The organism is Dysgonomonas termitidis (assembly GCF_054657735.1).
Genome location: NZ_BAAHYD010000003.1, coordinates 1,221,531 through 1,244,150, shown reverse-complemented (window position 1 = coordinate 1,244,150; position 22,620 = coordinate 1,221,531). Strand labels below are relative to the sequence as shown.

16 protein-coding genes and 2 tRNA genes are annotated in these 22,620 nt (G+C 42.3%); 15 read left to right on the top strand and 3 right to left on the bottom strand.

The features are described from left to right. Positions 1-358: 358 nt before the first annotated feature. The 9 genes from nagA (at position 359) to ACYQ3L_RS25930 (ending at position 14,024) form a co-directional block, all read left to right on the top strand. Entirely contained in the window at positions 359-1,564 is a 1,206-nt protein-coding gene (gene nagA / locus ACYQ3L_RS25970; RefSeq protein WP_379996741.1) for an N-acetylglucosamine-6-phosphate deacetylase, read from the top strand. Next, positions 1,561-2,319, top strand: coding sequence for a glucosamine-6-phosphate deaminase (locus tag ACYQ3L_RS25965; protein WP_379996739.1), 759 nt, complete (start codon positions 1,561-1,563; stop codon positions 2,317-2,319). Before nagA ends, ACYQ3L_RS25965 begins: the two co-directional genes overlap by 4 nt. A gap of 59 nt (positions 2,320-2,378) precedes the next feature. Beyond that, positions 2,379-3,389 carry a Gfo/Idh/MocA family protein gene (locus ACYQ3L_RS25960; RefSeq protein WP_379996737.1) on the top strand — a complete coding sequence of 337 codons (1,011 nt, stop codon included), beginning with the start codon at positions 2,379-2,381 and terminating at the stop codon, positions 3,387-3,389. Positions 3,390-3,887: 498 nt separating this feature from the next. Continuing rightward, positions 3,888-6,752 carry a TonB-dependent receptor gene (locus ACYQ3L_RS25955; RefSeq protein ID WP_379996735.1) on the top strand — a complete coding sequence of 955 codons (2,865 nt, stop codon included), beginning with the start codon at positions 3,888-3,890 and terminating at the stop codon, positions 6,750-6,752. A 15-nt stretch (positions 6,753-6,767) separates the two neighbouring features. Next, complete coding sequence (locus ACYQ3L_RS25950; RefSeq protein ID WP_379996733.1) at positions 6,768-8,033, top strand: DUF4876 domain-containing protein; 1,266 nt, start codon at positions 6,768-6,770, stop codon at positions 8,031-8,033. Positions 8,034-8,054: 21 nt separating this feature from the next. Beyond that, positions 8,055-9,650: a DUF6850 family outer membrane beta-barrel protein gene (locus tag ACYQ3L_RS25945; protein WP_379996731.1), complete on the top strand. Its 1,596-nt coding sequence runs from the start codon at positions 8,055-8,057 to the stop codon at positions 9,648-9,650. A 7-nt stretch (positions 9,651-9,657) separates the two neighbouring features. Then, positions 9,658-11,838, top strand: coding sequence for a HEAT repeat domain-containing protein (locus tag ACYQ3L_RS25940; protein WP_379996729.1), 2,181 nt, complete (start codon positions 9,658-9,660; stop codon positions 11,836-11,838). A 15-nt stretch (positions 11,839-11,853) separates the two neighbouring features. Continuing rightward, positions 11,854-12,702, top strand: coding sequence for a hypothetical protein (locus tag ACYQ3L_RS25935; RefSeq protein ID WP_379996727.1), 849 nt, complete (start codon positions 11,854-11,856; stop codon positions 12,700-12,702). A 29-nt stretch (positions 12,703-12,731) separates the two neighbouring features. Then, entirely contained in the window at positions 12,732-14,024 is a 1,293-nt protein-coding gene (locus tag ACYQ3L_RS25930) for an APC family permease (protein ID WP_379996725.1), read from the top strand. A gap of 105 nt (positions 14,025-14,129) precedes the next feature. On the opposite strand, the gene ACYQ3L_RS25925 is transcribed toward ACYQ3L_RS25930, so the two are convergent. Both ACYQ3L_RS25925 and ACYQ3L_RS25920 read right to left on the bottom strand, forming a co-directional pair. Continuing rightward, positions 14,130-14,203: transfer RNA gene (locus ACYQ3L_RS25925), tRNA-Asn, on the bottom strand. Between the two features lie 35 nt (positions 14,204-14,238). Then, positions 14,239-14,312: transfer RNA gene (locus tag ACYQ3L_RS25920), tRNA-Asn, on the bottom strand. Between the two features lie 81 nt (positions 14,313-14,393). Between ACYQ3L_RS25920 and ACYQ3L_RS25915 the strand changes: the two genes are divergently transcribed. The 6 genes from ACYQ3L_RS25915 (at position 14,394) to ACYQ3L_RS25890 (ending at position 20,879) form a co-directional block, all read left to right on the top strand. Further along, positions 14,394-15,371 (top strand): adenosine kinase, encoded by a 978-nt coding sequence (locus tag ACYQ3L_RS25915; RefSeq protein WP_379996723.1) that lies wholly within the window; start codon positions 14,394-14,396, stop codon positions 15,369-15,371. A gap of 13 nt (positions 15,372-15,384) precedes the next feature. Next, positions 15,385-16,143, top strand: coding sequence for an SDR family NAD(P)-dependent oxidoreductase (locus ACYQ3L_RS25910; RefSeq protein ID WP_379996721.1), 759 nt, complete (start codon positions 15,385-15,387; stop codon positions 16,141-16,143). A gap of 128 nt (positions 16,144-16,271) precedes the next feature. Further along, complete coding sequence (locus ACYQ3L_RS25905) at positions 16,272-16,973, top strand: helix-turn-helix domain-containing protein (RefSeq protein WP_459952531.1); 702 nt, start codon at positions 16,272-16,274, stop codon at positions 16,971-16,973. Positions 16,974-17,534: 561 nt separating this feature from the next. Continuing rightward, positions 17,535-18,752: a C45 family peptidase gene (locus ACYQ3L_RS25900; RefSeq protein ID WP_379993522.1), complete on the top strand. Its 1,218-nt coding sequence runs from the start codon at positions 17,535-17,537 to the stop codon at positions 18,750-18,752. A 42-nt stretch (positions 18,753-18,794) separates the two neighbouring features. After that, positions 18,795-20,147 carry a dihydrolipoyl dehydrogenase gene (lpdA, locus tag ACYQ3L_RS25895; RefSeq protein ID WP_379993523.1) on the top strand — a complete coding sequence of 451 codons (1,353 nt, stop codon included), beginning with the start codon at positions 18,795-18,797 and terminating at the stop codon, positions 20,145-20,147. 195 nt (positions 20,148-20,342) lie between these two features. After that, a complete protein-coding gene (locus ACYQ3L_RS25890) occupies positions 20,343-20,879 on the top strand; it encodes a DUF4251 domain-containing protein (RefSeq protein ID WP_379993524.1) in 537 nt (178 codons plus the stop codon). Positions 20,880-21,255: 376 nt separating this feature from the next. On the opposite strand, the gene ACYQ3L_RS25885 is transcribed toward ACYQ3L_RS25890, so the two are convergent. After that, positions 21,256-22,557 carry an NAD(P)/FAD-dependent oxidoreductase gene (locus ACYQ3L_RS25885; RefSeq protein WP_379993525.1) on the bottom strand — a complete coding sequence of 434 codons (1,302 nt, stop codon included), beginning with the start codon at positions 22,555-22,557 and terminating at the stop codon, positions 21,256-21,258. Between the last annotated feature and the right edge of the window lie 63 nt (positions 22,558-22,620).

Here is a 22,620-nt window from a genome sequence, read left to right as displayed (position 1 = left end):
CAGTTACAAGTTTGCCTCGCCTTCGCTTCGGCGAATATTATTTCTTCGCCCTAGAGGCAGTTACGAGTTACGAGTAGACAAGATACGAGATACGAGATACGAGTTGTTCACTGTTTACTGTTTACTGTAAATAGTGTTACCTTTTGAGTTGATAGTGGCTGATGACAAGCATTGATAAGCTCTTACTTTATCTGATTATTGTCAATTGTAACAGGACGCCATTTCATGTTCTAAATGAAACATTGACGTCTTATGAGAACAGTCATTCGCATTACAAACCATATTCTGAAAATATAAAAGCTTAATTTTGAGCTATCGTTAAATCAGTCCTAACCGATTACTAAAAACAGAACCCGAAATGAGAACTATAATAGAAAATGCTACTTTAATCCTACCTGAAGGGATACTAAAAAACGGCTTTGCCGTATGCACCGACAGCATTATATCGCAGATAGGGGAAGGTCCTTTTGGCAAATACAACGATTCTGATATGGTAATCGATGCCAAAGGAAACTATGTATCCCCGGGATTTATTGATATGCATACACATGGTGCCGGAGGACATGATTTCATGGACAATACAGTGGAAGCATACCTCGGGGCGGCCCGTACACATGCGCGGTACGGAACAACAAGCCTTGTCCCCACCACCCTGACCAGCACGACAGAAGAACTGCTAAACACATTTACTATATATGAACAGGCAAAAGAGCAAAATACAGATGGTGCGGATTTTCTGGGATTACATCTCGAAGGGCCTTATTTTGCCTACAATCAGCGGGGCGCCCAAGACCCGGAATACCTGAGGAACCCGGAACCGGAAGAGTATAACCTGATATTAGCTCACGGAGAGAAACACATTATCCGCTGGAGTATGGCTCCCGAACTGGATGGCGCTTTAGAATTGGGACGATTGTTGCGGTCGAAAGGTATTCTGGCTTCACTCGGGCATACAGACGCGCTTTATGAAGAGGTTACCGAAGCTTATAAAAACGGCTTCACTCACGTTACCCATCTCTATTCCTGCATGTCCACAATCACCCGGCGCAACGCTTACCGCTATGCAGGAGCCGTTGAAGCCACTTATATGATAGATGATATGAGCGTGGAGATCATCGCCGACGGAATACATCTTCCTAAATCGTTGCTCCAGTATGTTTGTAAATTCAAATCCATCGATAATATTGCCTTGTGCACCGACTCCATGAGGGCTGCGGGCATGCCGGACGGAGAATATATATTGGGCAGTAGAGACAAGGGGCAGGTGGTTGTTGTAGAAGATGGCGTAGCCAAACTTCCCGACCGTAGCGCGTTCGCCGGCAGTGTGGCCACGGCCGACCGGCTCGTGCGCACGATGGTCGAAGTTGCCGGGATTTCTTTATCCGATGCGATAAAGATGATAACCCGGAATCCTGCCCGTATTCTTGGTGTTGATAAAACCAAAGGATCTCTTGAGTCAGGCAAGGATGCCGACATTGTTATTTTCGACTCTGATATTGCGGTACAAACGACAATCGTAAAAGGTAAAGTTATTTATACACAAAACAATAATCTTAAATCATGATCTTTAAAAAGGACAAGTTGACGGTAAAAATATATACTTCAACTAAAGAAATGTCAGTCAATGCTGCGTTGGATGTATCTACACAAATAAAAGAACTTCTCAGCCGGAATGAACATATCAATATGATTTTTGCGGCGGCTCCTTCTCAGTCTGAATTTCTAAAGGAACTGGTTAGTTATCAAGATATAGATTGGGGAAGAATCAATGCTTTCCATCTGGACGAGTATATCGATCTGAGTGAAGATGCACCGCAAAGGTTTGGCAATTTCCTCAAAAAAGAGATATTCGGACTGCTGCCCTTCCGGAATATTTACTATCTTGACGGAAATAAACCGACTGACGAGGAATGCAAACGCTATACCGCTTTGCTGGAGAGGAATCCGCCTGACATTGTATGTCTGGGCATAGGTGAAAACGGACACATTGCGTTCAATGATCCCCATGTTGCCGACTTTAATGATGCGGAGACTGTTAAGGTTGTTACACTCGACGAAATGTGCAGGCAACAGCAGGTAAACGACAAGTGCTTTGCCAGAATAGAAGATGTGCCGGAACAGGCGTTGACATTGACGATACCGACCTTACTATCAGCCCGGTATTTGTACTGTATAGTACCATTCAAATCTAAATCCCAGGCCATATATAATATGATAAACGGAGATATTTCGGAAGCCTGTCCGGCATCTGTACTAAGGACTGAGGATGATGTCATCCTATATCTCGATAAAGATAGTGCCTCTTTACTGGTTCAGTGAGGATAGCCAAAACAATGAATAGGTCTGAGAGACCCTAACCTTATAATAATTACTGCCATATGAAGCTAAAAATTATAGTAATATCAATCATCTCCCTGTTTATATCAGGAGGTTTGTATTCCCAGGATGTAATAAAACTGGGAATCATAGGACTGGATACATCACACTCCCCGGCATTTATCAAACTGTTGAATGATAAAAATGCAGCTGAACAGTACAAAGGATTCAAGATTGTCGCTGCTTATCCCTACGGATCAAAAACAATCGAGAGTAGCGCAAAACGCATACCCGGATATATTGAAGAAGCCGGGAATCACGGAGTAAAGATAACATCTTCAATTGCCGAAATGCTCAAACAGGTAGATTGTGTACTCCTCGAAACCAATGATGGCAATCTGCATTTGGAACAGGCTCTCGAAGTTTTTAAAGCCGGAAAACCCATGTTTATAGACAAACCGGTTGCCGCCAATCTGGCTGAAGCAATCGCGATATTTAAACTCGCAAAAAAGTATAATGTTCCTGTATTTTCGTCTTCAGCCCTCCGATATTCCCCTGTAAATCAGGAAATACGTAAGGGAGATCATGGTAAAGTGCTTGGAGCGGATTGCTATTCACCTGATGCATACGAACCCAGTCATGCAGATTTCACGTGGTACGGCATACATGGTGTGGAAACGTTATATACCGTTATGGGAACCGGATGCACAGAAGTAAGCCGCTTATCGACAAAGGATTTCAGCGTAGTCACAGGTGTATGGGCAGACGGCAGGATCGGAACATTCCGCAGTATCCGCACAGGCCATAATTACTTCGGGGGAACAGTTTTTTGTAGCACAAAGGTAGTGCAGGCCGATGGTTATAAGGGATATGCGGTACTGCTGGATCAGATTCTGCAATTCTTCAAGACGAAAGAAGTGCCTGTCGACCCTGATGAGACAATCGAGATATTCACATTTATGGAAGCATCGAACGAAAGCAAACGTCAGAACGGGGCTCCGGTATTGATGGAAAGTATCCTGGAAAAAGGAAAGCTGGATGCCGAACGTATCCTGAAAAATCTAAATGATTAGCATTCTTCGTGCATCATTAACAGGTAAAAGTAATTTAATGAGTAGTCATATTTCTGAAAAAAGGAAGTTGCCCGGTTGGATAGCTTCCTTTTATACGTAAATGTATCGAACAGTGATTCACGTTCCTTATTCTTATATTTAGCCGGTTTTTAAGTTATGAGTTCTTTGAAATATTTTTAGGCTTCAGCCTGTCTGCCGCAGTATTACTGTCAGATAATTATGCATACATTCTGTATCCGGGACAAAAAGTGAAATTGCATTATTGCCTGTCTATATTCTTCCCGGGTCGGAGATACCAAAACAGCCTTACAACGAAAGCTGCTTGTTTTTTGTATTATCTCCTCCCAATTTAACATAAAAATGAGTATGATGCACGGTAAAAATACCCAGAAATAGGTATTGAGGATATCTTCAAAACAGTCTAATTTTGATGATCATTTAATAGATTGTAATTCATCCATCATTTATCTGTTGATAAAATTTAATAAATTTTGCCGAATGAAAGAGAATTTCTTTCACAGTAAACTTGCTGCAGTAGTAATCCTTTTCTTAATTTTAGGTAACACAAATCCATCCCTGGCTCAGAATAATACTTATCAAATCAAAGGTGTTGTATTAGATTCTTTGGAGATGGCTCCGGTAGAGATGGCAATTATCTCTATTGTCGATCTCGGCCTCTGGTCCAGAAGCGATGAAAAGGGAGTATTTGTATTGGACAATGTTCCTGCAGGGACACACCGTATCAGATTTTACCTCCTGGGTTATAAAGAAATAACCGTAACCAAAGCCATTCATTCAAATATCGAAGGATGGACACAGAAAATACAACCGACAAGCCTGTCTTTGAATGAAGTAACGGTTACTGCAACAGAAAACAAGCTGGGGTCAATCTCAACAATCGGAAGAGAAGCAATCGAGCATATTCAGCCCAAAAGCTTAACTGATATATTCCAATTGCTACCGGGACAAATAACGGACAATCCGGCTTTGTCATCACCGGGACAAGTAAAGATCAGGGAAATAACAGAAAACGACAACAGCGCATTGGGAACGTTGGTTATTGTGGATGGAGCCCCAATATCAAATGACGCGAACATGCAGACGATCAACACATCCCGGTCTGGTAAATCATTCAATGAAACCAGCTATTCCGGGAGAGGGATCGATTTACGTGACATTTCCGCAGACAACCTGGAGTCGGTAGAAGTCATCAAAGGGGTGCCTTCTGCTGAATACGGAAATCTTACCTCAGGAGTTGTGTTGGTAAAAACAAAGATCGGGGAGCAACCCTGGACAGCCAAATTGAAAACAGACCCGAATACTAAGATAGGAAGTATATATAAAGGCTTACGCTTACCAGAGCGCTCCGGCATACTGAACGTAGGAGCTGATTATGCTGAAGCTTACGATGATATTCGTGAAAAATCTGACGGTTATAAGCGCCTGACAGCAACAGTGGCATACTCAAATACTTTCCTCAACAAAGCGAATCCTTTAGATGTGAATATCCGCTTGTCAGGCTACAGCACGATCGACGAGAATAAGTCCGACCCTGAGATGAATAGCGAAGAATTAAAAAAGACATCACAAAAAGGAGTCCGCTGGGGAATCGATGGTAAATGGATGCTGCGTAAATCATGGATCACCAATCTGGAATATAGTATATCGGGTGACTATGCATCGAACACAAGCCGTACCAAGTCATTACAGGTACTGTCTACCGGAGCTGTACCCTATCCCACTTCCTACGAAGGCGGAATGTTTGAGGAACAATATCTGCCGGGGGTATTTTATACGGATTACTCTACAGATGGTAAACCATATAACGTTTTTGCCAAACTAAAAGGGAACTGGAGCCGCCAATTTTTCGAGCAAACCCTCAATTCCGTTAAGATGGGATTAGACTTCTCTCTTACAGGGAATAACGGCCGCGGGCTTGAATATGACATATCCAGGCCGCCAATGCTAAATCTTACAACCAGTATCAGGCCAAGGGCTCCTAAAGACATCCCTACGCTAAAAAGTTATGCCTTCTTTATAGAAGATAAAGTTGTACAGCCTATAGGCACAACCGAGCTTACAGTACAGGCAGGGACACGTTTTGTAAAAGTACAACCGGGAAATTTTCATTCGGTAGAACCCAGAATAAATACAAGTTTTGAATTTCTCAATAAAAAGAACAACCAGTTATTCGATCATTTTAGTATCGACATAGGCTATGGACTTTCATCCAAAATGCCAACCTTGTCATATATATCGCCGGATAATGCCTATTTCGACAATATGAGTCTCAATTATCTGGATGGGGAAAACTCTTTAGCTGTGATATCGACCGAAGTATTAAACACATCCAACCCTAACCTGAAACCGGCACGCAGCACTAAAAAAGAGTTAGGCTTGTCTTTCAGGATAAATAAAGTCTCCGTCTCATTAACAGCATATCACGAAAAATTAAAAGACGGGCTATCGTTTTACTCCACTCCTCACTTCTCTTTTTATGAGAAGTTTACAGTAAACGGAGCAGGCAAAATGCCGGAATTTGAAAACGGCAAAGTCTACTATTACGAGAACGGAAACCGCCTGGAGGCTCCATCATCGACCAGTGTAGCGATATATACTTACAATACGCCGGCAAACAACCAGACGCTTATAAAAAAAGGGTTTGAATACATTGTCGATTTAGGTAAGATAAAAGCCATAAATACATCGTTTGTCATAGACGGAGCCTGGTTGTGGCAGGAAAGCTACAATACTCTCCCTACATACATAACTATCTCGCAACTTTTATATGGAGAACCATATCCGTATATAGCAGTAATGCCGGCCAACGATAAAACAATCCGGCAGCGGATAAATACAAATATCCGGATGATAACCCATGTACCCCAACTAAAAATGATAGTTTCACTTACAAGCCAGATAGTGTGGAACTCTAAGTTCAAATACAAATGGGATGATGAAAATGGCAACTCCCTGATTTACTATTACGATGATAATGGCAACAGGGTGTATGGCGATGCTGCCTTGAAAGATATGAGTGCTACCCGCTATGTAGACCCTGTCGGGTTTATGGACAATACAGGCACTATCCATGATTGGAAACCTGAATATTCCACCCATAATGACTATCAGGCAATGGTAAGGACGTACAGTGAATCGTACTACTTTGTAGAAGAAAGCCTGCCTCCGGCCGTTCAGTTCAACCTGCGGTTGACAAAAGAATTTTCGCGCAATCTCACATTGTCTTTTATGGCAAATAACTTTCTGAAAATGAATCCGCTGCAAAAAAGCAACAGGACCTCACTTGATGTAAAAAGGAACACGAGGTTCTACTTTGGAGCAGAAATCAATTATAAATTTTAAAACATCGAAACAATTATGAAAACATTACTTTTTAAGCATAACAATGCTAAAGAGTTCTCGGTTAAAACCGCCCGGTCACTTTGTTTGCTTATCTTTTTACTTTCAATATTATTACTTCCGTCATGTAGCGACAATGATGAAGAAGCAAAAAGATATGTCGTAAAAGTAACAGTAAATTACCCGGAAGGATACAACGGGCTGGCTTCGGGAGTTGAAGTAAAAGCAGTAAATTCCCAGACCGGCTCCAGTACTGCAGCTACCACCGATGCCAGTGGTATAGCTCAATTCAATCTGGTATCAGGTTTATATAACTTCACCGTAGTTCACGAAACTGAAGAATTTGCCTTCAACGGGCTGAAAGAAAATCAGACTGTGTCTCTGGATATGGCTGTTTCTGTAGACCTCCATGCAACATCTCTTACAGGTGGACTTGTATTTAAAGAATATTATTATGCAGGTTCTCCGGTAGAAGGAAAAGCCGTAGGTTATAGTTCCGATCAGTTTATGGAAATATATAACAACTCAGACGAAGTTATATATCTGGATAATATAGGTATTGGCTGTTTAGATCCGGCTACCTCCAGTAGTGCATCCGTCTGGGTCGATAACAATGGGGAACTCTTAAATGTATTGCCTTTGTGGGGCTATAGTTTTTATATAGAGGGATCAGGTAAAGATCATCCGCTCGAGCCTCGCACCAGTATTGTGATTGCCCAGGATGGCATAGATCATCAAACAGACCCTCTGGGCAATCCGGCTTCTCCTGTAAACCTGGGTAATGCGACATGGGAAACTTATGTAGGGGACATCAATAATGGAAAAGATGCGGATGCCGCCGGTGTACCTAATCTGACCTTATTATCGACAACTACAACGACACAGAATGACGCTTTATATTCGGTATTCGGCCCTGCACTGATAATGTTCCGCTTCCCGGAAGGAGTAGATCCCGCTGCATTCGCGGCAAATGCAAGCAATCTGTCCACAAAACCGGGTACATCTGCAGCTACACAATATCTGATGATTCCAAAAGAATATGTGGTGGATGCGATAGAATGTGTCTATAATGACCCCGGGAAACGTAATAAGAGAATTCATTCAGATCTGGACGCGGGTTATACGTTTATAACAGGAGGTACATATAACGGAAAAAGTGTCCGCCGTAAAGTGAAGCAGATAATAGACGGCAAAGTTATCTACAAAGATACAAACAACTCGACAGAGGACTTCCTGAAAGATCAGACTCCTACCCCATTTGTTCATCCTGTCACAGTAGACTAGATAATTAAATCATAAACCTAGATGAAGTTTATTTACAAAAATATAATCCTGACCGGATTCATCTGTCTGTACACAGCGGCAACTTGTAATGCCCAGTCTGGCGACAGCATTACAAGCCCTGCCGACTATTCGCTATTGCCAATACAATATACCGGACTGCAAACGTCAAATCCTGTTGCATATATCGAAGTAGACAGGGACCGGATGAACGGACAGATTACCTATAATCATACTTCGGGAGATTATAAATATATTTCTGACCCGAGGTCTATGAATAGCGGACAAGTCGCATTGGAAGGATTTAAACGGGTAAATAAACTTCATTTCTACGGAAGTTTTTCCTACAATATATCAGGGTTGAAAGGCCAGAAGTGGAAAGACGTACTGATGCCTTCCCAAGGCAATCCCTTCATATTGGGTGACAGTATAGGAGGTGATTATGACAATGAACGTTTCGCCATAAAAGGAGTAATGGCTTCCACCCTCAACAAAAAACTGAAATGGGCCGTTGCCGTAGATTACAATGGAGGCAGCTCTGCCGACCAGAGCGACCCCCGGCCCAGGATTGATGCCACACGTTATTCTATTTACCCGGGTATCATGTATAACTTATTGCCGGATTGGAGTATCGGGCTTGATTTTGGATATGAAGGCTATAAGGAAGTTATCTCCGTTACCACAACTACTAAGAAAGACCATAATTACTTCCTGTTTCAAGGATTAGGCAATTATACCATCGAATCGGGAATATCACATGGCCGCCAATACAAAGGAACTGCGTTTGGTAGTAATGCCCAGATTAAATGGAGAAAGAATATATATGAAAATATTCTCCAGTTAGGCTATAAAAGCAATGAAGAAAAGTCTGAAGACGGTGCTGTCTCGGAGAGTGACAATAGTTCTGTAAGTGGCTCCGGGAATAGTAATATGTTCAGATCAGGAGATTATAAGGAAACAATTTACTCGCTGATGAATATATTTTCTGTAAAACAGGGTCAAACATCACATATTCTAAAGGTCAATATCGACAACAACAATTCCAAAGGTATATGGTACGACCAGAAAAAAATAACAAACAGTAATAATCAGCAAATCTGGGAGATATATAATAAATCGGTAAAATATAAAAATAAAACGACAAAAATCGGACTGGATTACATATGGCTGAAAGAAAGATCCGGCTGGAAAGATTATATGCTGGGAGTCGCGGCAGAATTTGAGCAACATAAGACCACACTCCTGCCTGATATGCATCTGCAAAAATATTCAAACGTCAATGTCGCTATAAAAGGAGGCAAGACCTTCCGGTTGCCAAAGAATTTCCAATTAGGCTTCGATTTAAAGGCTTCATACCAACGTAATCTTTCTTCAAAAGCGGATTTTACAGGTCTGGCTTTAGCTAATCTGTGGTCGTATCCTGTCTTTGAATATCTTACATCCGATCATTATAGAGGCGATGCTTCATTCAAATTAAGTAAACAAACACGGATGGGAAACCTTCCGTCAACCATATATCTGACAGCCGGTGCCAGTTATACAAAATCGGCTCTGGATACCGATAATTTCAATAAACCCGATCGTATAGGGATTGCAACATCATTTGGTTTTACATTTTAAGAAGAAAATGAAATACAAGATACTTATTATTCTATTGTTTGCCTATTGCGCGACTGTAGGAGCTAAAGACACAAGGAGAGGCTTTGCCATTGTGATAGATAGTATAAGCTATGTACAAGCAAAAAGCGAAGTCGAAAGTTATGCCGGATCGGTAGAAGCCGATGGACTTAAAACGTTTATAGTTGTCGACCGTTGGAACAATCCCGACTCCATAAAGCATAAATTGAAACAATTATATCTGTCAGCCGATAATCCCATAGAAGGAGCCGTATTTATCGGGGATATTCCTGTGGCTATGATACGGGATGCACAACATTTGACATCGGCCTTCAAAATGAATCAAAAACGGGACTGGCAACGCTCCAGCATTGCATCTGACCGTTTCTACGATGACTTCGACCTTTCTTTCGAGTTTCTGAAACAAGACTCTGTAAAACCTCTTTTGTTTTATTATTCATTACGGGCAGATTCCAGGCAGTCGCTTCATTCCGATATTTACACAGGCCGTATCAGGCCGTTGGATAAAGGAAGTAAAGGAAAATACGAACAGTTGCGGGATTATCTCGTAAAAGCCGTTGCCATAAAATCTCAGGAGAAAAACAATATTATAGATAATCTCAGTATGGCCCGGGGATACGGATACAATTCCGAATCACAGGTAGCATGGTCCGGTGAGCAACTGGCGCTTAAAGAGCAATTCCCGACACTATTCAACCCCGGGAGTTTTGTTAAGTTTATGGACTTTGACTCCTATTGGCCGATGAAACCATATTGGTTAAATGAAATTCTCCGTCCCGATCTGGATATTATGCTATTCCATCATCACGGGGCTAATGACAATCAGTATGTGACCGGCAATAAAAAAGGAAATGACGTCAATACATCGATAGAAAACATCAAATTTTATCTTCGCAGCAAGATATCTTCAGCTGTGGAAAGAGGTAAAAGCAAGGAAGAGGCGATAGACTCTTATATGAAATTGTTAGGTGTACCGCGCGAATGGTGTGAAGAAGCTTTCGATCCGGAACTGATAGCAAGTGACTCAATAACAAATGCATCGATGGGAATTACTCCGAAAGATATACTTGAAATATCCCCTAATGCGCGTTTTGTTATGTTTGACGCATGTTTCAACGGCTCGTTCTTCGAAGAGGAATATATAGCAGGCGCTTATTTATTCAACAATGGAAAGACCATTGTAACCCAGGCAAATACAGTTAACACCATACAAGACAAATGGCCGGACGAATTCCTTGGACTTCTCAGCCATGGCCTCCGGATAGGTCAATGGGGTAAATACACCCACTTTCTGGAAACGCATATATTTGGAGATCCTACCTTCAGATTTGCAAGGAATGTGACGACCGGTTTCGATATCAACGATGCCCTGACAATTCATAAAAATGATATTAAATTCTGGAAAAAAGCTCTGTTAAACCCGTCTGTAGATATACAGGCAATCGCTTTACGGATGCTCTACGAGAATGATTATACGGACATTTCGGCATTATTGAAAAGATCCTATTTCGAATCGCCCAGTATGATCGTAAGGCTTGAGGCGCTGATGCTGTTATCTCAAATAGATAATGATGATTTTATAGAAGTACTTGCCGCTGCTTCGTCTGACAGCTATGAATTGACAAAACGGTATGCGATAGACCTCATTGCCAGAAATGGTTCCGAAGAGTTGCTGCCATCCGTAGCCGGAATGATACTAAATGACAATACATCGAAACGCCTGGTATTTAAACTATCCTCAGGTTTCAGGATGATGAACCTCGATAAACTCGAAACAGAGTTACTGAAACAAGCCGGAAATCTACCTTTATACTCGCGAGACATGCTTGACAGCAGCCTGAAGAATATCAGGTCGACCAAAGAAAGTAAGAAAAAGGATTTTGACCTGATGGTGAATAAATCGGAAGGAGTAAAAAAACGATTATCTGAAATTAACCGCTTTCGCAACCAGCCGGCATCAGATGAAGTCGATATATTATTCACAATATTGTCAGATCCGGACGATGAGGCGGAAATACGGTTGACAACGGCCGAAGCTCTGGGCTGGTATATCTATTCTTACCGTAAACTCCACATAATAGATAGGTTAAACGAGCTGATAACAAAGGAAAAAGACACCTCAGTATTATCTGAAATGAAAAAGACTATCAACCGGTTGTCTGCTAAATAAGGAATAGATCAGTGTATGAAAAAATATATTTATATAATTCCGGCCCTCTTTCTTTTACTTGTCTTATCATGTAAGAGCAATAAGCCCCTGACTGAAATAAAGCCAATCTTTACAGAATATGAGCAACACCTCATAGACTCCATATTGCAATACGGGCTCGACCATGAAGCGCTTTACACAATGTTAGGCAGAGTGAAACCGATGAGTTCCCTCGTTTCTTTTTGGTATCCTTTAGCCAATAAAGACAGTTTGAAGAAAACAAGCGCCGATGTAGTAGACCGTAAAAACCAGGGAATATATCTGGACAAACTGCATGCTGTTCAACAAGCTGTAAATAAGTTGAATATTCCCGATTTACGTTTTATAATGATTCCCTATAAGGCAGCTCAGGGCAACAGACGTATAATGCAGCTTAATGTTGTGCGTGTAAGCGCATTAGACAGTCTTTTAAGGGTAAAAGAAAGTTTCTTCGGACAATTCGGGTTAGTTCCGGGTACAGATCCCGGCATCGCCGTCAGTGCAATAGAGAATGCCGACCGTTACGAACGCAACCGGGGATACGGATATTTGTTCGGTTATCCTGATTACGCGGTTGATTTCTTTGTGGATGACGCTGTAAGAAGGAGCCAGAAGAAAGAATCCCTGCCAAGAGAGTTTTTCCAGATACCTGTATATGCCGGTGACAAAGGTTATTTCGTCTATACATACCCCAAAGATCACAAGCCTGCGCCGGCAGTAGACTCGGCTATATACAACAGAGCCGGAAAAATACTGGAAGATTATAAGAAGATAAGGGACAGCTATATGAATACTGACAGCACCATCAGCGCTTACCAGTTACTTATAGAGTATAATAGGCAATGATATAAACCAGTATAAACCACAAAACTATTTTGAAGGATAAAAGTAAAGCTAAGATAAGTGCTCTTACCGGAGTATCTATTGTTGTAGCCAATATGATAGGTGCAGGAGCATTTACCAGCCTGGGCTTTCAACTTGAATCGTTAAGCAATACGGGAGTCGTGCTTTCCCTGTGGATATTAGGAGGAATAGTAGCCCTTTCGGGAGCGTTCAGCTACGCCGAAATAGGTACAATGATTAAACGGTCGGGAGGCGAATATACTTTCCTTTCACAAATATACCACCCTGTGGTCGGCTACCTTTCAGGATGGATTTCATTGACTGTCGGATTCGCTGCCCCCATCGCCTTATCGGTTATTGCTTTTACCACATATCTCCCCGTAGAATTAAAGTATCCGAAGCTGATTGGTATCGTCCTGATTTTCTTCATTACACTTATTCATTGTTACAATCTGAACTCCAGCTCAAAATTTCAGAATATAAGTACGTTTCTGAAAGTATTCTTCATCGTAATTATTATTTGTACAGGTCTCTTTTTACCGGAAAAAGGAGCGAATGCCTTTAATTTTGAACAATCTTATTGGACAGAAACAGGGTCACTCGCTTTCGCTGTGAGCCTTATCTATGTCAGCTATTCATATTCAGGATGGAACGCCGCCGCTTATATAACCGAAGAATTCCGTAATCCCCGAAAGGCTCTGCCCGTCGCGCTGATTGGCGGAACTTTACTTGTGACCGTCCTATATACTTTACTTCAGTTTGTTTTCTTAAAGCATGTCCCTTTTACCGAACTTGCAGGAAAACTGAATATAGGTACTATTGCCGTAGAATATATGCTGGGTGATACAGCTTCGAAAGTATTCAGCGCAGGTATCTCCATTATCCTGATTTCGGGAATAAGCGCGATGGTATGGGTTGGCCCCAGGGTTACATCAAGTATCGCGCGGGAACATAACTTATGGAAGTATTTCAATGTTGCACCGGATCATATACCCCGCAAAGCCTTATGGTTCCAGTTTTTACTAACCGGGATACTCTTGCTGACCGGAACCTTTGAGCAGATAATGATTTATTGCGGAGTATTGCTTAATGTATCCACATTACTGGTCGTGACCGGCGTTGTGATATTGAGATATAAAAAAACAAGTAACCCGGATGGTTTTCGAAGCCCGTTTTTCCCTTTATTCCAGATTCTGTTTATCATCGTTTCTCTCTGGATGATAATATTTGCGTTTATCCACAGTCCAAAAGAATGTTTACTGGGTCTCCTCAACCTGCTGACAGGCTTCTTAACGCTCATATTCAGTAATAAATTTACAAAATAATCATCAGGCTCGAAAACATTATCCTTTCATGAAGGATACAAAAAATAAACGAGTCCGGAATATTTCCGGACTCGTTTACAAATAGTTTACACGACTCTTTTCTTGCTCTTCCTCTTGGACTTGAACCAAGGACCCTCTGATTAACAGTCAGATGCTCTAACCGACTGAGCTAAGGAAGAATATACTTTTGAGGGAAAGAATCCTTTCAGATTTGCTCTTCCTCTTGGACTTGAACCAAGGACCCTCTGATTAACAGTCAGATGCTCTAACCGACTGAGCTAAGGAAGAGTATTTTTCTCTCAAAAGTGACGCAAAAATAGGCCTTATTTCTGAATTATGCAATATCTTTACGCAAAAAATTAAAGAAGAATGACAAAAGTGCTTGGAATGGGCAACGCCCTTGTGGATGTTTTAGCAGTAATAGAAAACGATAAGATACTGGAACTCCTCGGATTACCGAAAGGGAGCATGCAACTTATCGATGAAACGAAGCTGGAAATAATATCTAAAGAAATTAATAAGCTCGACAAAAGTATTGTTTCCGGCGGCTCTGCTTCCAATACAATCATCGGACTTGCCAGTCTCAATGTCGAAACCGGGTTTCTCGGTCGCATAGGCTCCGACTTCTATGGTACATATTATAAAGAAGACCTGAAGAAGCATCATGTAAAGTCACATCTGACCGAAGTGAATGAAGCTTCGGGCGTGGCATCTACATTTATTTCCAAAGACGGAGAACGTACTTTCGGCACTTATCTGGGCGCGGCGGCATTACTCCATGCTGATGAGCTGGAAGCAAATGATTTCAAAGAATATGATTATTTCTATATCGAAGGATATCTGGTACAAAGCCACGACCTGATAAAGAAAGCCATCGTACTGGCAAAAGAAGCCGGAGCAAAAATCATTCTGGATATGGCCAGTTATAATGTTGTGGAAGCCAATCGTGATTTCCTGCTCGAAATTATACCTCGATATGTGGATATCGTTTTTGCAAATGAAGAAGAGGCAAAAGCCCTGTTCAGCCTCGAACCTGAAGAAGCTGTTTCTGAAATAGCGAAGCAGGTAGATACAGCGATTGTAAAAACAGGGGAAAAAGGCTCGTGGATTCAACAGGGAGATGAAAAAGTATTCGTTCCCGCACTTAAAGTAAATTGCGTGGACACAACAGGAGCAGGCGACCTGTATGCGGCAGGTTTTATCTATGGCCTGATACATAACTGCCCGCTTTCTGCTTGCGGAAGGATAGGTACATTGCTGGCTGCAAATGTAATAGAAGCTATCGGAGCTAAAATAGAAGAAAATAAATGGAGCCGATTACATCAGGATATTAAGAAATTAATCTAGAACAATTACCATTATGAAGAATACTCTGGAAAACAAAGTCACGTTCGTCACCGGAGGCGCGCTTGGGATCGGCAAGGCTATAGTAACCGCTTTCTGTAAGGCTGGCGCAGATGTATTCTTTTGCGATATAAACGAAAAAGAGGGGAAACAACTCTGCGACGAACTGAATGATTATAAATGTACATTTGCTAAAGCCGACATATCGGATAAAGGGGCTTTAGCAAATGCCATAACCTCGATCCTCAGTCAAAAGGGCGACATAGATATTATCATTAACAATGCGGGCGTAAGCCAGTTCGGTTCCATTCTGGATATGTCGGTCAATGGGTTCGACAAGGTTTTGAAGACAAACCTCCGGCCTGTATTCATTACCGCTAAATTATTAGCCAAACACCGGTCAAAAAGCAGACCGGAGAATAATTACGGACGCATTATCAATATGGCGTCTACCCGCTACCTGATGAGTGAACCCGATTCGGAAGCATATGCGGCTTCGAAAGGGGGAATCGTATCCCTCACCCATGCGTTGGCCATCTCCCTGAGTAAATACAATATCACGGTGAACTGCATCAGTCCGGGATGGATAGACACGGGACACTATGGAGAATTGCGCCCGATAGACCACGGACAACATCCATCCAACAGGGTGGGTACACCGGAAGATATCGCACGTATGTGCATCTACCTCTGCCAGCCCGAAAATAATTTTATCAACGGGCAAAATATTATTATAGACGGAGGTATGACCAAAAAGATGATCTATGAAGAATAAAATGCAAAGCACACGGACGGGACGTCTGCGCGGGCAGAGGCTATATCTGCATAACTAAAAATTTATCAGAACCAAATATCTTTATCTATATAAGAAACTGATTATTAACATTAATATTTAAGTATCTTATGAAGTATAAAGAGAAAACGGCTTCGGAGATTATCCGGATGATAGAACAGGACTTGTGCAGCATCTCCGAAATATGCAAATCGTTTAAAATCAGTCGTAAGACATTTTATGAATGGAAAAAGGCAAAACCTGATTTCGGTGAAGCGGTGGAAGAAGCCATCGACCACCGTGAAGAAGTGATGATAGCTTCGGCACGTATCGGACTGAAACAACTGCTCGAGGGATACATGCAGAAAAAAGAGAAGGTCACCTACATCCCCGATAAGAACGATCCGCTGAACGAGGTGGAGAAATGCCGCGTAGTGGAAAAGAAATTCTGCCCGCCGAGCATCCGCGCGATAAAGTACGTACTCGACCGGGAGGAAAGGAGGAAGGACAGAGACCGCTTGCTTGCATCGGAACGCCATCCGCTGGTCATTGAAGTACAGGACGAAGAAACCAGGCGTCAGCTGATGATATTGAAAGGGAACGGCTTCCGTTCGGGCGGCTCGCTCAATCCGGAAGTAGTGGCGGCCGTGGACAAGGAAATGGAAGAGGAAGGGCGAAAAACGAAAAATGAAGAACGAAAAGTGAAAAATGAGCAAGGGCAAGCTATGGAACAGCCGCCTGTCGCTCAACCATCTGCCGCTCCGGTAGAGAAGCCCAAGCCAAAGAATCTCTATCCGTTCCTGCCGCCGGGATATACATCGAGAACGGATTGAAGAAGGGGTAAATAATAAGTGAAAAACGAAAAGTGAAGAACTAATTGAAAATCGGCGGAGCCAAAAGCGAAGAACGAAAAATTATACGGGATACAAGTTGTTAACTGCTAACTGTTGACTGTTAACTGAAAAGTTAACCCGCTGGCGCGGACTTCCAGTCGTGTCTTGTTGACAGGGCAAAAATGTTTGTTACGCAACATACAGACGGGACGTCTGCGCGAGCGAAGAAGACGAAAAATTTGGAAATGGACAGAGTATATGACAAACCACGATACTGTTTACTGATGACTGTTTACTGTTCACTGAAAATACTGTTACCTTTGTTACCTTTTAACAGTTACAGGTTACTTCGCCCTTCGGGCAGTTACGAGTTACAAGTTGGCTGGCGTTTTGTTTTGTTTCACGCAAAGACGCAAAGGCGCAAAGTTTTACATCTTACGAGTTATTGACTGATGACTGTTTACTGTTAACTGATATATCTGTTACCTTTGTTACTTTTTTACAATATATAATTAATAAGCGTAAAATAAAGTCTATCTTTAAAGGATAAAATTTGAAACTATGAAGCGGACACTATGTATATTTTTCTTATTCATCATCATATCTTTTCCTGCACTGGCCTGTACCACTGCCATTATTTCGGGTAAATACATCGCCGATGGCCGTCCGTTGCTCTACAAGCACAGGGATACAAGCAGCCTGCAAAACAAACTGATGTACTTTACCGATGGCAAGTACAGTTATGCAGGCATTGTAAACAGTTCGGATAAGGCAGGCAAAGAAGTATGGGGAGGCTATAACTCCACCGGATTCGCCATAATGAATTCGGCTTCTTACAACCTCAACCCCGATGAAGCCGGTAAAGACGAGCTCGAAGGCGTGGTTATGAAACTGGCATTGCAACGCTGTGCCACTCTGGCCGACTTTGAACGCCTGTTGGACTCATTGCCCAAGCCGATGTATGTGAGTGCCAACTTCGGAGTGATAGATGCGCAGGGTGGCGCAGCCTATTACGAAACAGGAGATTATACATACAAAAAGTTCGACGCCAACGATACCAATACCGCCCCTCTGGGGTATATTGTCCGCACAAACTACTCTTTTTCCGGCGATAGGGAACGCGATAAGGGCATAAGCCGCTATCAGGCTGCCGAACCTCTGTTCTATCAGGCATCGTTATCAAATTCTTTCTCATACAGATTTTTATTGCAAGATGTATCCCGCCATCTTACACACGGATTGACAGGAGTAAATCTATATGACCTGATACCGGAGAATACCAACAAACGGATGTTCGTACCCTTCAGGGATTTTATCCCCCGCTATAGCACATCATCCGCTATGGTTGTACAGGGTGTAAAGGAAAACGAATCGCCCGCCCTTACCACAATGTGGACAATACTGGGTTCACCGCTTACAACCGTTGCAATACCGGTATGGCTGAGCAAAGAGAATATCTGCCCTTCCATACTTCTGGCCGATGAAACAGGCAATGCAAAACTTTGCGACTGGTCGCTCCAGCTGAAAAAACAGCTTTTCCCCATTACGCGCGGAGAGGGTACAGATTATATAAATCTTACAGCACTAATTTCCGCAGATGGAAATGGTATTATGCAAAAGGTTCAATCTTATGAAAACAGGATACTGAATGATGCCGATATATTACTCAGCAAATGGAGGACCAATGGATATGATTTAAAAAATCTGAAAGATTTCTGCCATCAGACAGATGTAGGTGTTGCAGACCTGTACTTTACAACATTCGCTATCCCTAAATAAAAGAAACATAATAAAAATAAACCTTTAACTTCCTATATTACTATGCTGTACGACATTGCCATTATCGGTGGAGGCCCTGCCGGATATACCGCCGCAGAAAGAGCTGCCGCAAACGGATTAAAAACTATTTTATTTGAAAAAAATGCATTAGGCGGTGTTTGCCTGAACGAAGGATGTATCCCTACCAAGACACTGCTGTATTCTGCCAAGACATTAGACAATATAAAACATTCGGCAAAGTATGGAGTATCAGTCGAAGGGCAGCCGGGTTTTGATTTAAGTAAAATAATCGCCCGCAAACAAAAGACCGTTCGTAAACTGGTAGCCGGCATCAAACAGAAAATGGCCGCTCACGAAGTGGAAATTATCGGTGCGGAGGTACATCTTATCGGAGAAGATAACAGCCGGAACATACTAGTAGGCAATGATGACGAAACATATACAGCAAAATATGTACTGCTCTGCACAGGCTCCGAAACAATAGTGCCGCCCATTAAGGGACTAGACTCAAGTGGCTACTGGACATCGAAAGAAGCGCTGGACAACAAGGAAGTACCCAAATCGCTGGCAATCATAGGCGGAGGAGTTATCGGTGTGGAATTTGCCTCATTCTTTAACAGCCTCGGTGTAAAAGTCAGCGTCATAGAAATGCTGCCCGAAATACTCGGCGCTATGGATAAGGAACTGTCCGCCATGCTCCGTACCGAGTACGCAAAAAAAGGTATTGATTTTTACCTCGGTACAAAAGTAGTGGAAATAAAAGACGGGGAGGTAATTATTGAAAAAGACGGGGAGCAATCATCTGTCGAAGCAACCCAAATACTGCTAAGCACAGGCAGGCGACCGGTTACAGCAAACCTGAATCCGGAAAAACTGAATATTGAAATGCACCGCAACGGAATAAAAGTCGACGAATTTATGAGGACATCGCATCCCCGCATATATGCCTGCGGAGATATTACAGGCCATTCACTGCTTGCCCATACCGCTGTGCGTGAAGGGGAGGTGGCCGTAAACCATATTTTCGGTAAAGCGGACAGGATGAGTTACAAAGCGATCCCGGGAGTAGTATATACCAATCCCGAAATAGCGGGAGCAGGACAAACCGAAGAAGAACTTATTGCAAAAGGCATAAAGCATACCGTACTGAAACTACCGATGGCATACTCAGGACGGTTTGTGGCAGAGAACGAGTTGGTTAATGGAATGTGCAAATTAATAACCGGTGAAGACGAAAAGATCATAGGCTGCCATATGCTGGGCAATCCGGCTTCGGAGCTGATTGTTATCGCAGGCATAGCCATAGAGAAAGACTTTACTGTGGAAGAGTTCCGTAAGATTGTATTTCCTCATCCTACCGTGGGAGAGATCATTCACGAAACCTTATTTATATAAAATTGAGGATTAATCTTTTACCTGTATTAACAAAACCCTGCTGAATAGTTAAACCATTCGTTAACAGGTTTTGTTATATTTTAAGTAACTGTTTAAATTTATTGGTATCCTATTATGAATAATATTGCCGCGCCTTCGTTTCCGCGACCGTTAATTCAAAAAGTTACCAGGTATATCTTAAAAAAAGGAAAGATTATGAAAGCAATTGTATTTCTATTATCATCAATCCTGTTAATCTTTGCAGGATGCAAAACTCAGCAGGACCCGCTCAAAGCTGCGGCCGAAGAAGCGGAACAGAGAATGTGGTTTGAAAAGGCAGTCCAGGCGCTCAACGACAGGGAATTCGTATTGGAAGCCGACCGTATCGATTTTAAATACGGACGTTTTGTTTATGTAAGCGCCAACACAAATTTCATCTCCATGCATCAGGATAAGGCGACTATTCAGATGGCTTTCAATTCGCCCTATGCAGGCCCTAACGGGATCGGTGGTATCACTGTAGACGGAAAAGTGTCGAACGTAAAAATGCAATCGGATAAGAAAGGCAACATTACCTTTAGCATGACCGTGCAGGGAACGGCAGTTTCAGCCAATGTCACGTTACGGCTGACCAACGGTTCCAATCAATGTAATGCAACCATAAATCCGAACTTTAACAGCAACAGAATAGAATTCAGCGGAAATCTATATCAGGAAGCTGATTCGAATGTATATAAGGCTATGTCTTTATAGAGAGATACACAAGATACAGATAAGGTTGCTAACAGTTAAAGGCTGTTAGCCGGAGTTCTTTGAAAGAATGAAATGGCCCCCTAAATTGGCTCCGCCGAACGTTGTTTCCCCTCGGGGGACTTACAATGTGGGTAAAAAGTAATAAGTAAAAAAGTGTTACCTTTTAACAGTTACAGGTTACTTCGCCCTAGGGCAGTTACGAGTTACGAGTAGACAAGATACGAGATACAAAATACAAGTTGTTCACTGTTTACTGTTCACTGTTTACTGTTCACTGTTTACTGTTTACTGTTCACTGTTTACTGATATATCTGTTACCTTTGTTACTTTTTGATAAATGAGAGCTTTATGGATATGAATTGTAACTTCATTAGAGTTACAATTCATCTTTATACATCTTATTAAACTTTGGTTTAATAAACAAACGTAACGATACGTCGTAGTTCAAATAACTCCATACCCAGTCTATGAACACGGAAACTTTATTCCTCATACCTACAATCGACAGTATATGTACCCATAGCCAGAGCCACCAGGCAAACCAGCCTCCAAAACGGAATTTACCCAGATCGGCAACGGCTGCATTACGCCCGATGGTAGCTAATGACCCTTTGTCCGTATAGGTGAATTTTTCCCAACTATCGCTATTGGCCGCAGTATTGAGGTTTTTTGCCAGGCGTTTTGCCATTTGCAGCGCCACCTGCGCCACTTGCGGATGGCCTTTGGGGCTCTTGTCGGATATAAGGATGGCAGTGTCCCCTATGGCGAATATATCGTCATAGCCTTGTACCTGATTGTATTCATTGACAGACAGCCGCCCCCTGTTGTACGCAGTATCTGCGAGTCCTTTCAGGCTGTTCGGCTTTACCCCTGCAACCCAGAATACATTCCGCGTGCGGATGTTAGTCCCGTCGCTAAGTTCTACAAACGGCTTATTGTAAGATTTTACGGATATATCCTGATGGATGATTACACCGCGGCTTCTCAGGGTTTCGGCAGCTTTCTCCGATGCCTGCTCCGACATGGCGAAGAGTAACCGGGGTGAGGCGTCTACGAGATGGATATCCATCTTGGTGAAATCTATTTCAGGATAATCTTTAGGGAGGAAAGATTTCTTCATATCGGCCAGGGCCCCTGCCAGTTCAACACCTGTAGCCCCTCCGCCAACGATGGTAAATGATAGTATTTCTCTAAGTTCGTCATCATCATCCGTACTAAGGGCTTCTTCGAAACTAAGTAATATCCTGTTTCTGAGAAGTAAAGATTCTGACACTGATTTCAGGGCAAAGGTACTGTCTTTCAGACTGTCATTACCAAAATAATTAGTGTCGCATCCTGTTGATATGGCCAGATAGTCATATGAAATATTGCCTATATTTGTGTGTATCACCTTATTCCCGGGGTCAACATTCTGCGCCTCACACATACGGAAATGGAAATTCTTATTCTTTTGGAAATTCTTACGGTGGGGATAGGAAATAGAGCTGGGCTCCAGTCCTCCGGTGGCTACCTGATAAAACAGCGGTTGAAACTGATAGTAATTATTCTTATCTATCAATACTACCTGATATAGGTTCTTGTCCATCTTCTTGGCTAACTCCAGACCGGCGAATCCACCGCCGATGATGACCAGCCTCTTTTTTGTTCCCGCGTCGGGTATGTTTGCTATATTGTTCATAACAATAGTAGTTTATGGTTTTTATTAAATGAAAAACCACTATCACGATAGGAGCAGTTAAGC

Excerpts from the sequence above, each read along its gene's own strand:
- nagA (WP_379996741.1), top strand. The coding sequence starts at position 359 with ATGAGAACTATAATAGAAAATGCTACTTTAATCCTACCTGAAGGGATA.
- ACYQ3L_RS25965 (WP_379996739.1), top strand. The coding sequence starts at position 1,561 with ATGATCTTTAAAAAGGACAAGTTGACGGTAAAAATATATACTTCAACT.
- ACYQ3L_RS25960 (WP_379996737.1), top strand. The coding sequence starts at position 2,379 with ATGAAGCTAAAAATTATAGTAATATCAATCATCTCCCTGTTTATATCA.
- ACYQ3L_RS25955 (WP_379996735.1), top strand. The coding sequence starts at position 3,888 with ATGAAAGAGAATTTCTTTCACAGTAAACTTGCTGCAGTAGTAATCCTT.
- ACYQ3L_RS25950 (WP_379996733.1), top strand. The coding sequence starts at position 6,768 with ATGAAAACATTACTTTTTAAGCATAACAATGCTAAAGAGTTCTCGGTT.
- ACYQ3L_RS25945 (WP_379996731.1), top strand. The coding sequence starts at position 8,055 with ATGAAGTTTATTTACAAAAATATAATCCTGACCGGATTCATCTGTCTG.
- ACYQ3L_RS25940 (WP_379996729.1), top strand. The coding sequence starts at position 9,658 with ATGAAATACAAGATACTTATTATTCTATTGTTTGCCTATTGCGCGACT.
- ACYQ3L_RS25935 (WP_379996727.1), top strand. The coding sequence starts at position 11,854 with ATGAAAAAATATATTTATATAATTCCGGCCCTCTTTCTTTTACTTGTC.
- ACYQ3L_RS25915 (WP_379996723.1), top strand. The coding sequence starts at position 14,394 with ATGACAAAAGTGCTTGGAATGGGCAACGCCCTTGTGGATGTTTTAGCA.
- ACYQ3L_RS25910 (WP_379996721.1), top strand. The coding sequence starts at position 15,385 with ATGAAGAATACTCTGGAAAACAAAGTCACGTTCGTCACCGGAGGCGCG.
- ACYQ3L_RS25905 (WP_459952531.1), top strand. The coding sequence starts at position 16,272 with ATGAAGTATAAAGAGAAAACGGCTTCGGAGATTATCCGGATGATAGAA.
- ACYQ3L_RS25900 (WP_379993522.1), top strand. The coding sequence starts at position 17,535 with ATGAAGCGGACACTATGTATATTTTTCTTATTCATCATCATATCTTTT.
- lpdA (WP_379993523.1), top strand. The coding sequence starts at position 18,795 with ATGCTGTACGACATTGCCATTATCGGTGGAGGCCCTGCCGGATATACC.
- ACYQ3L_RS25890 (WP_379993524.1), top strand. The coding sequence starts at position 20,343 with ATGAAAGCAATTGTATTTCTATTATCATCAATCCTGTTAATCTTTGCA.
- ACYQ3L_RS25885 (WP_379993525.1), bottom strand. The coding sequence starts at position 22,557 with ATGAACAATATAGCAAACATACCCGACGCGGGAACAAAAAAGAGGCTG.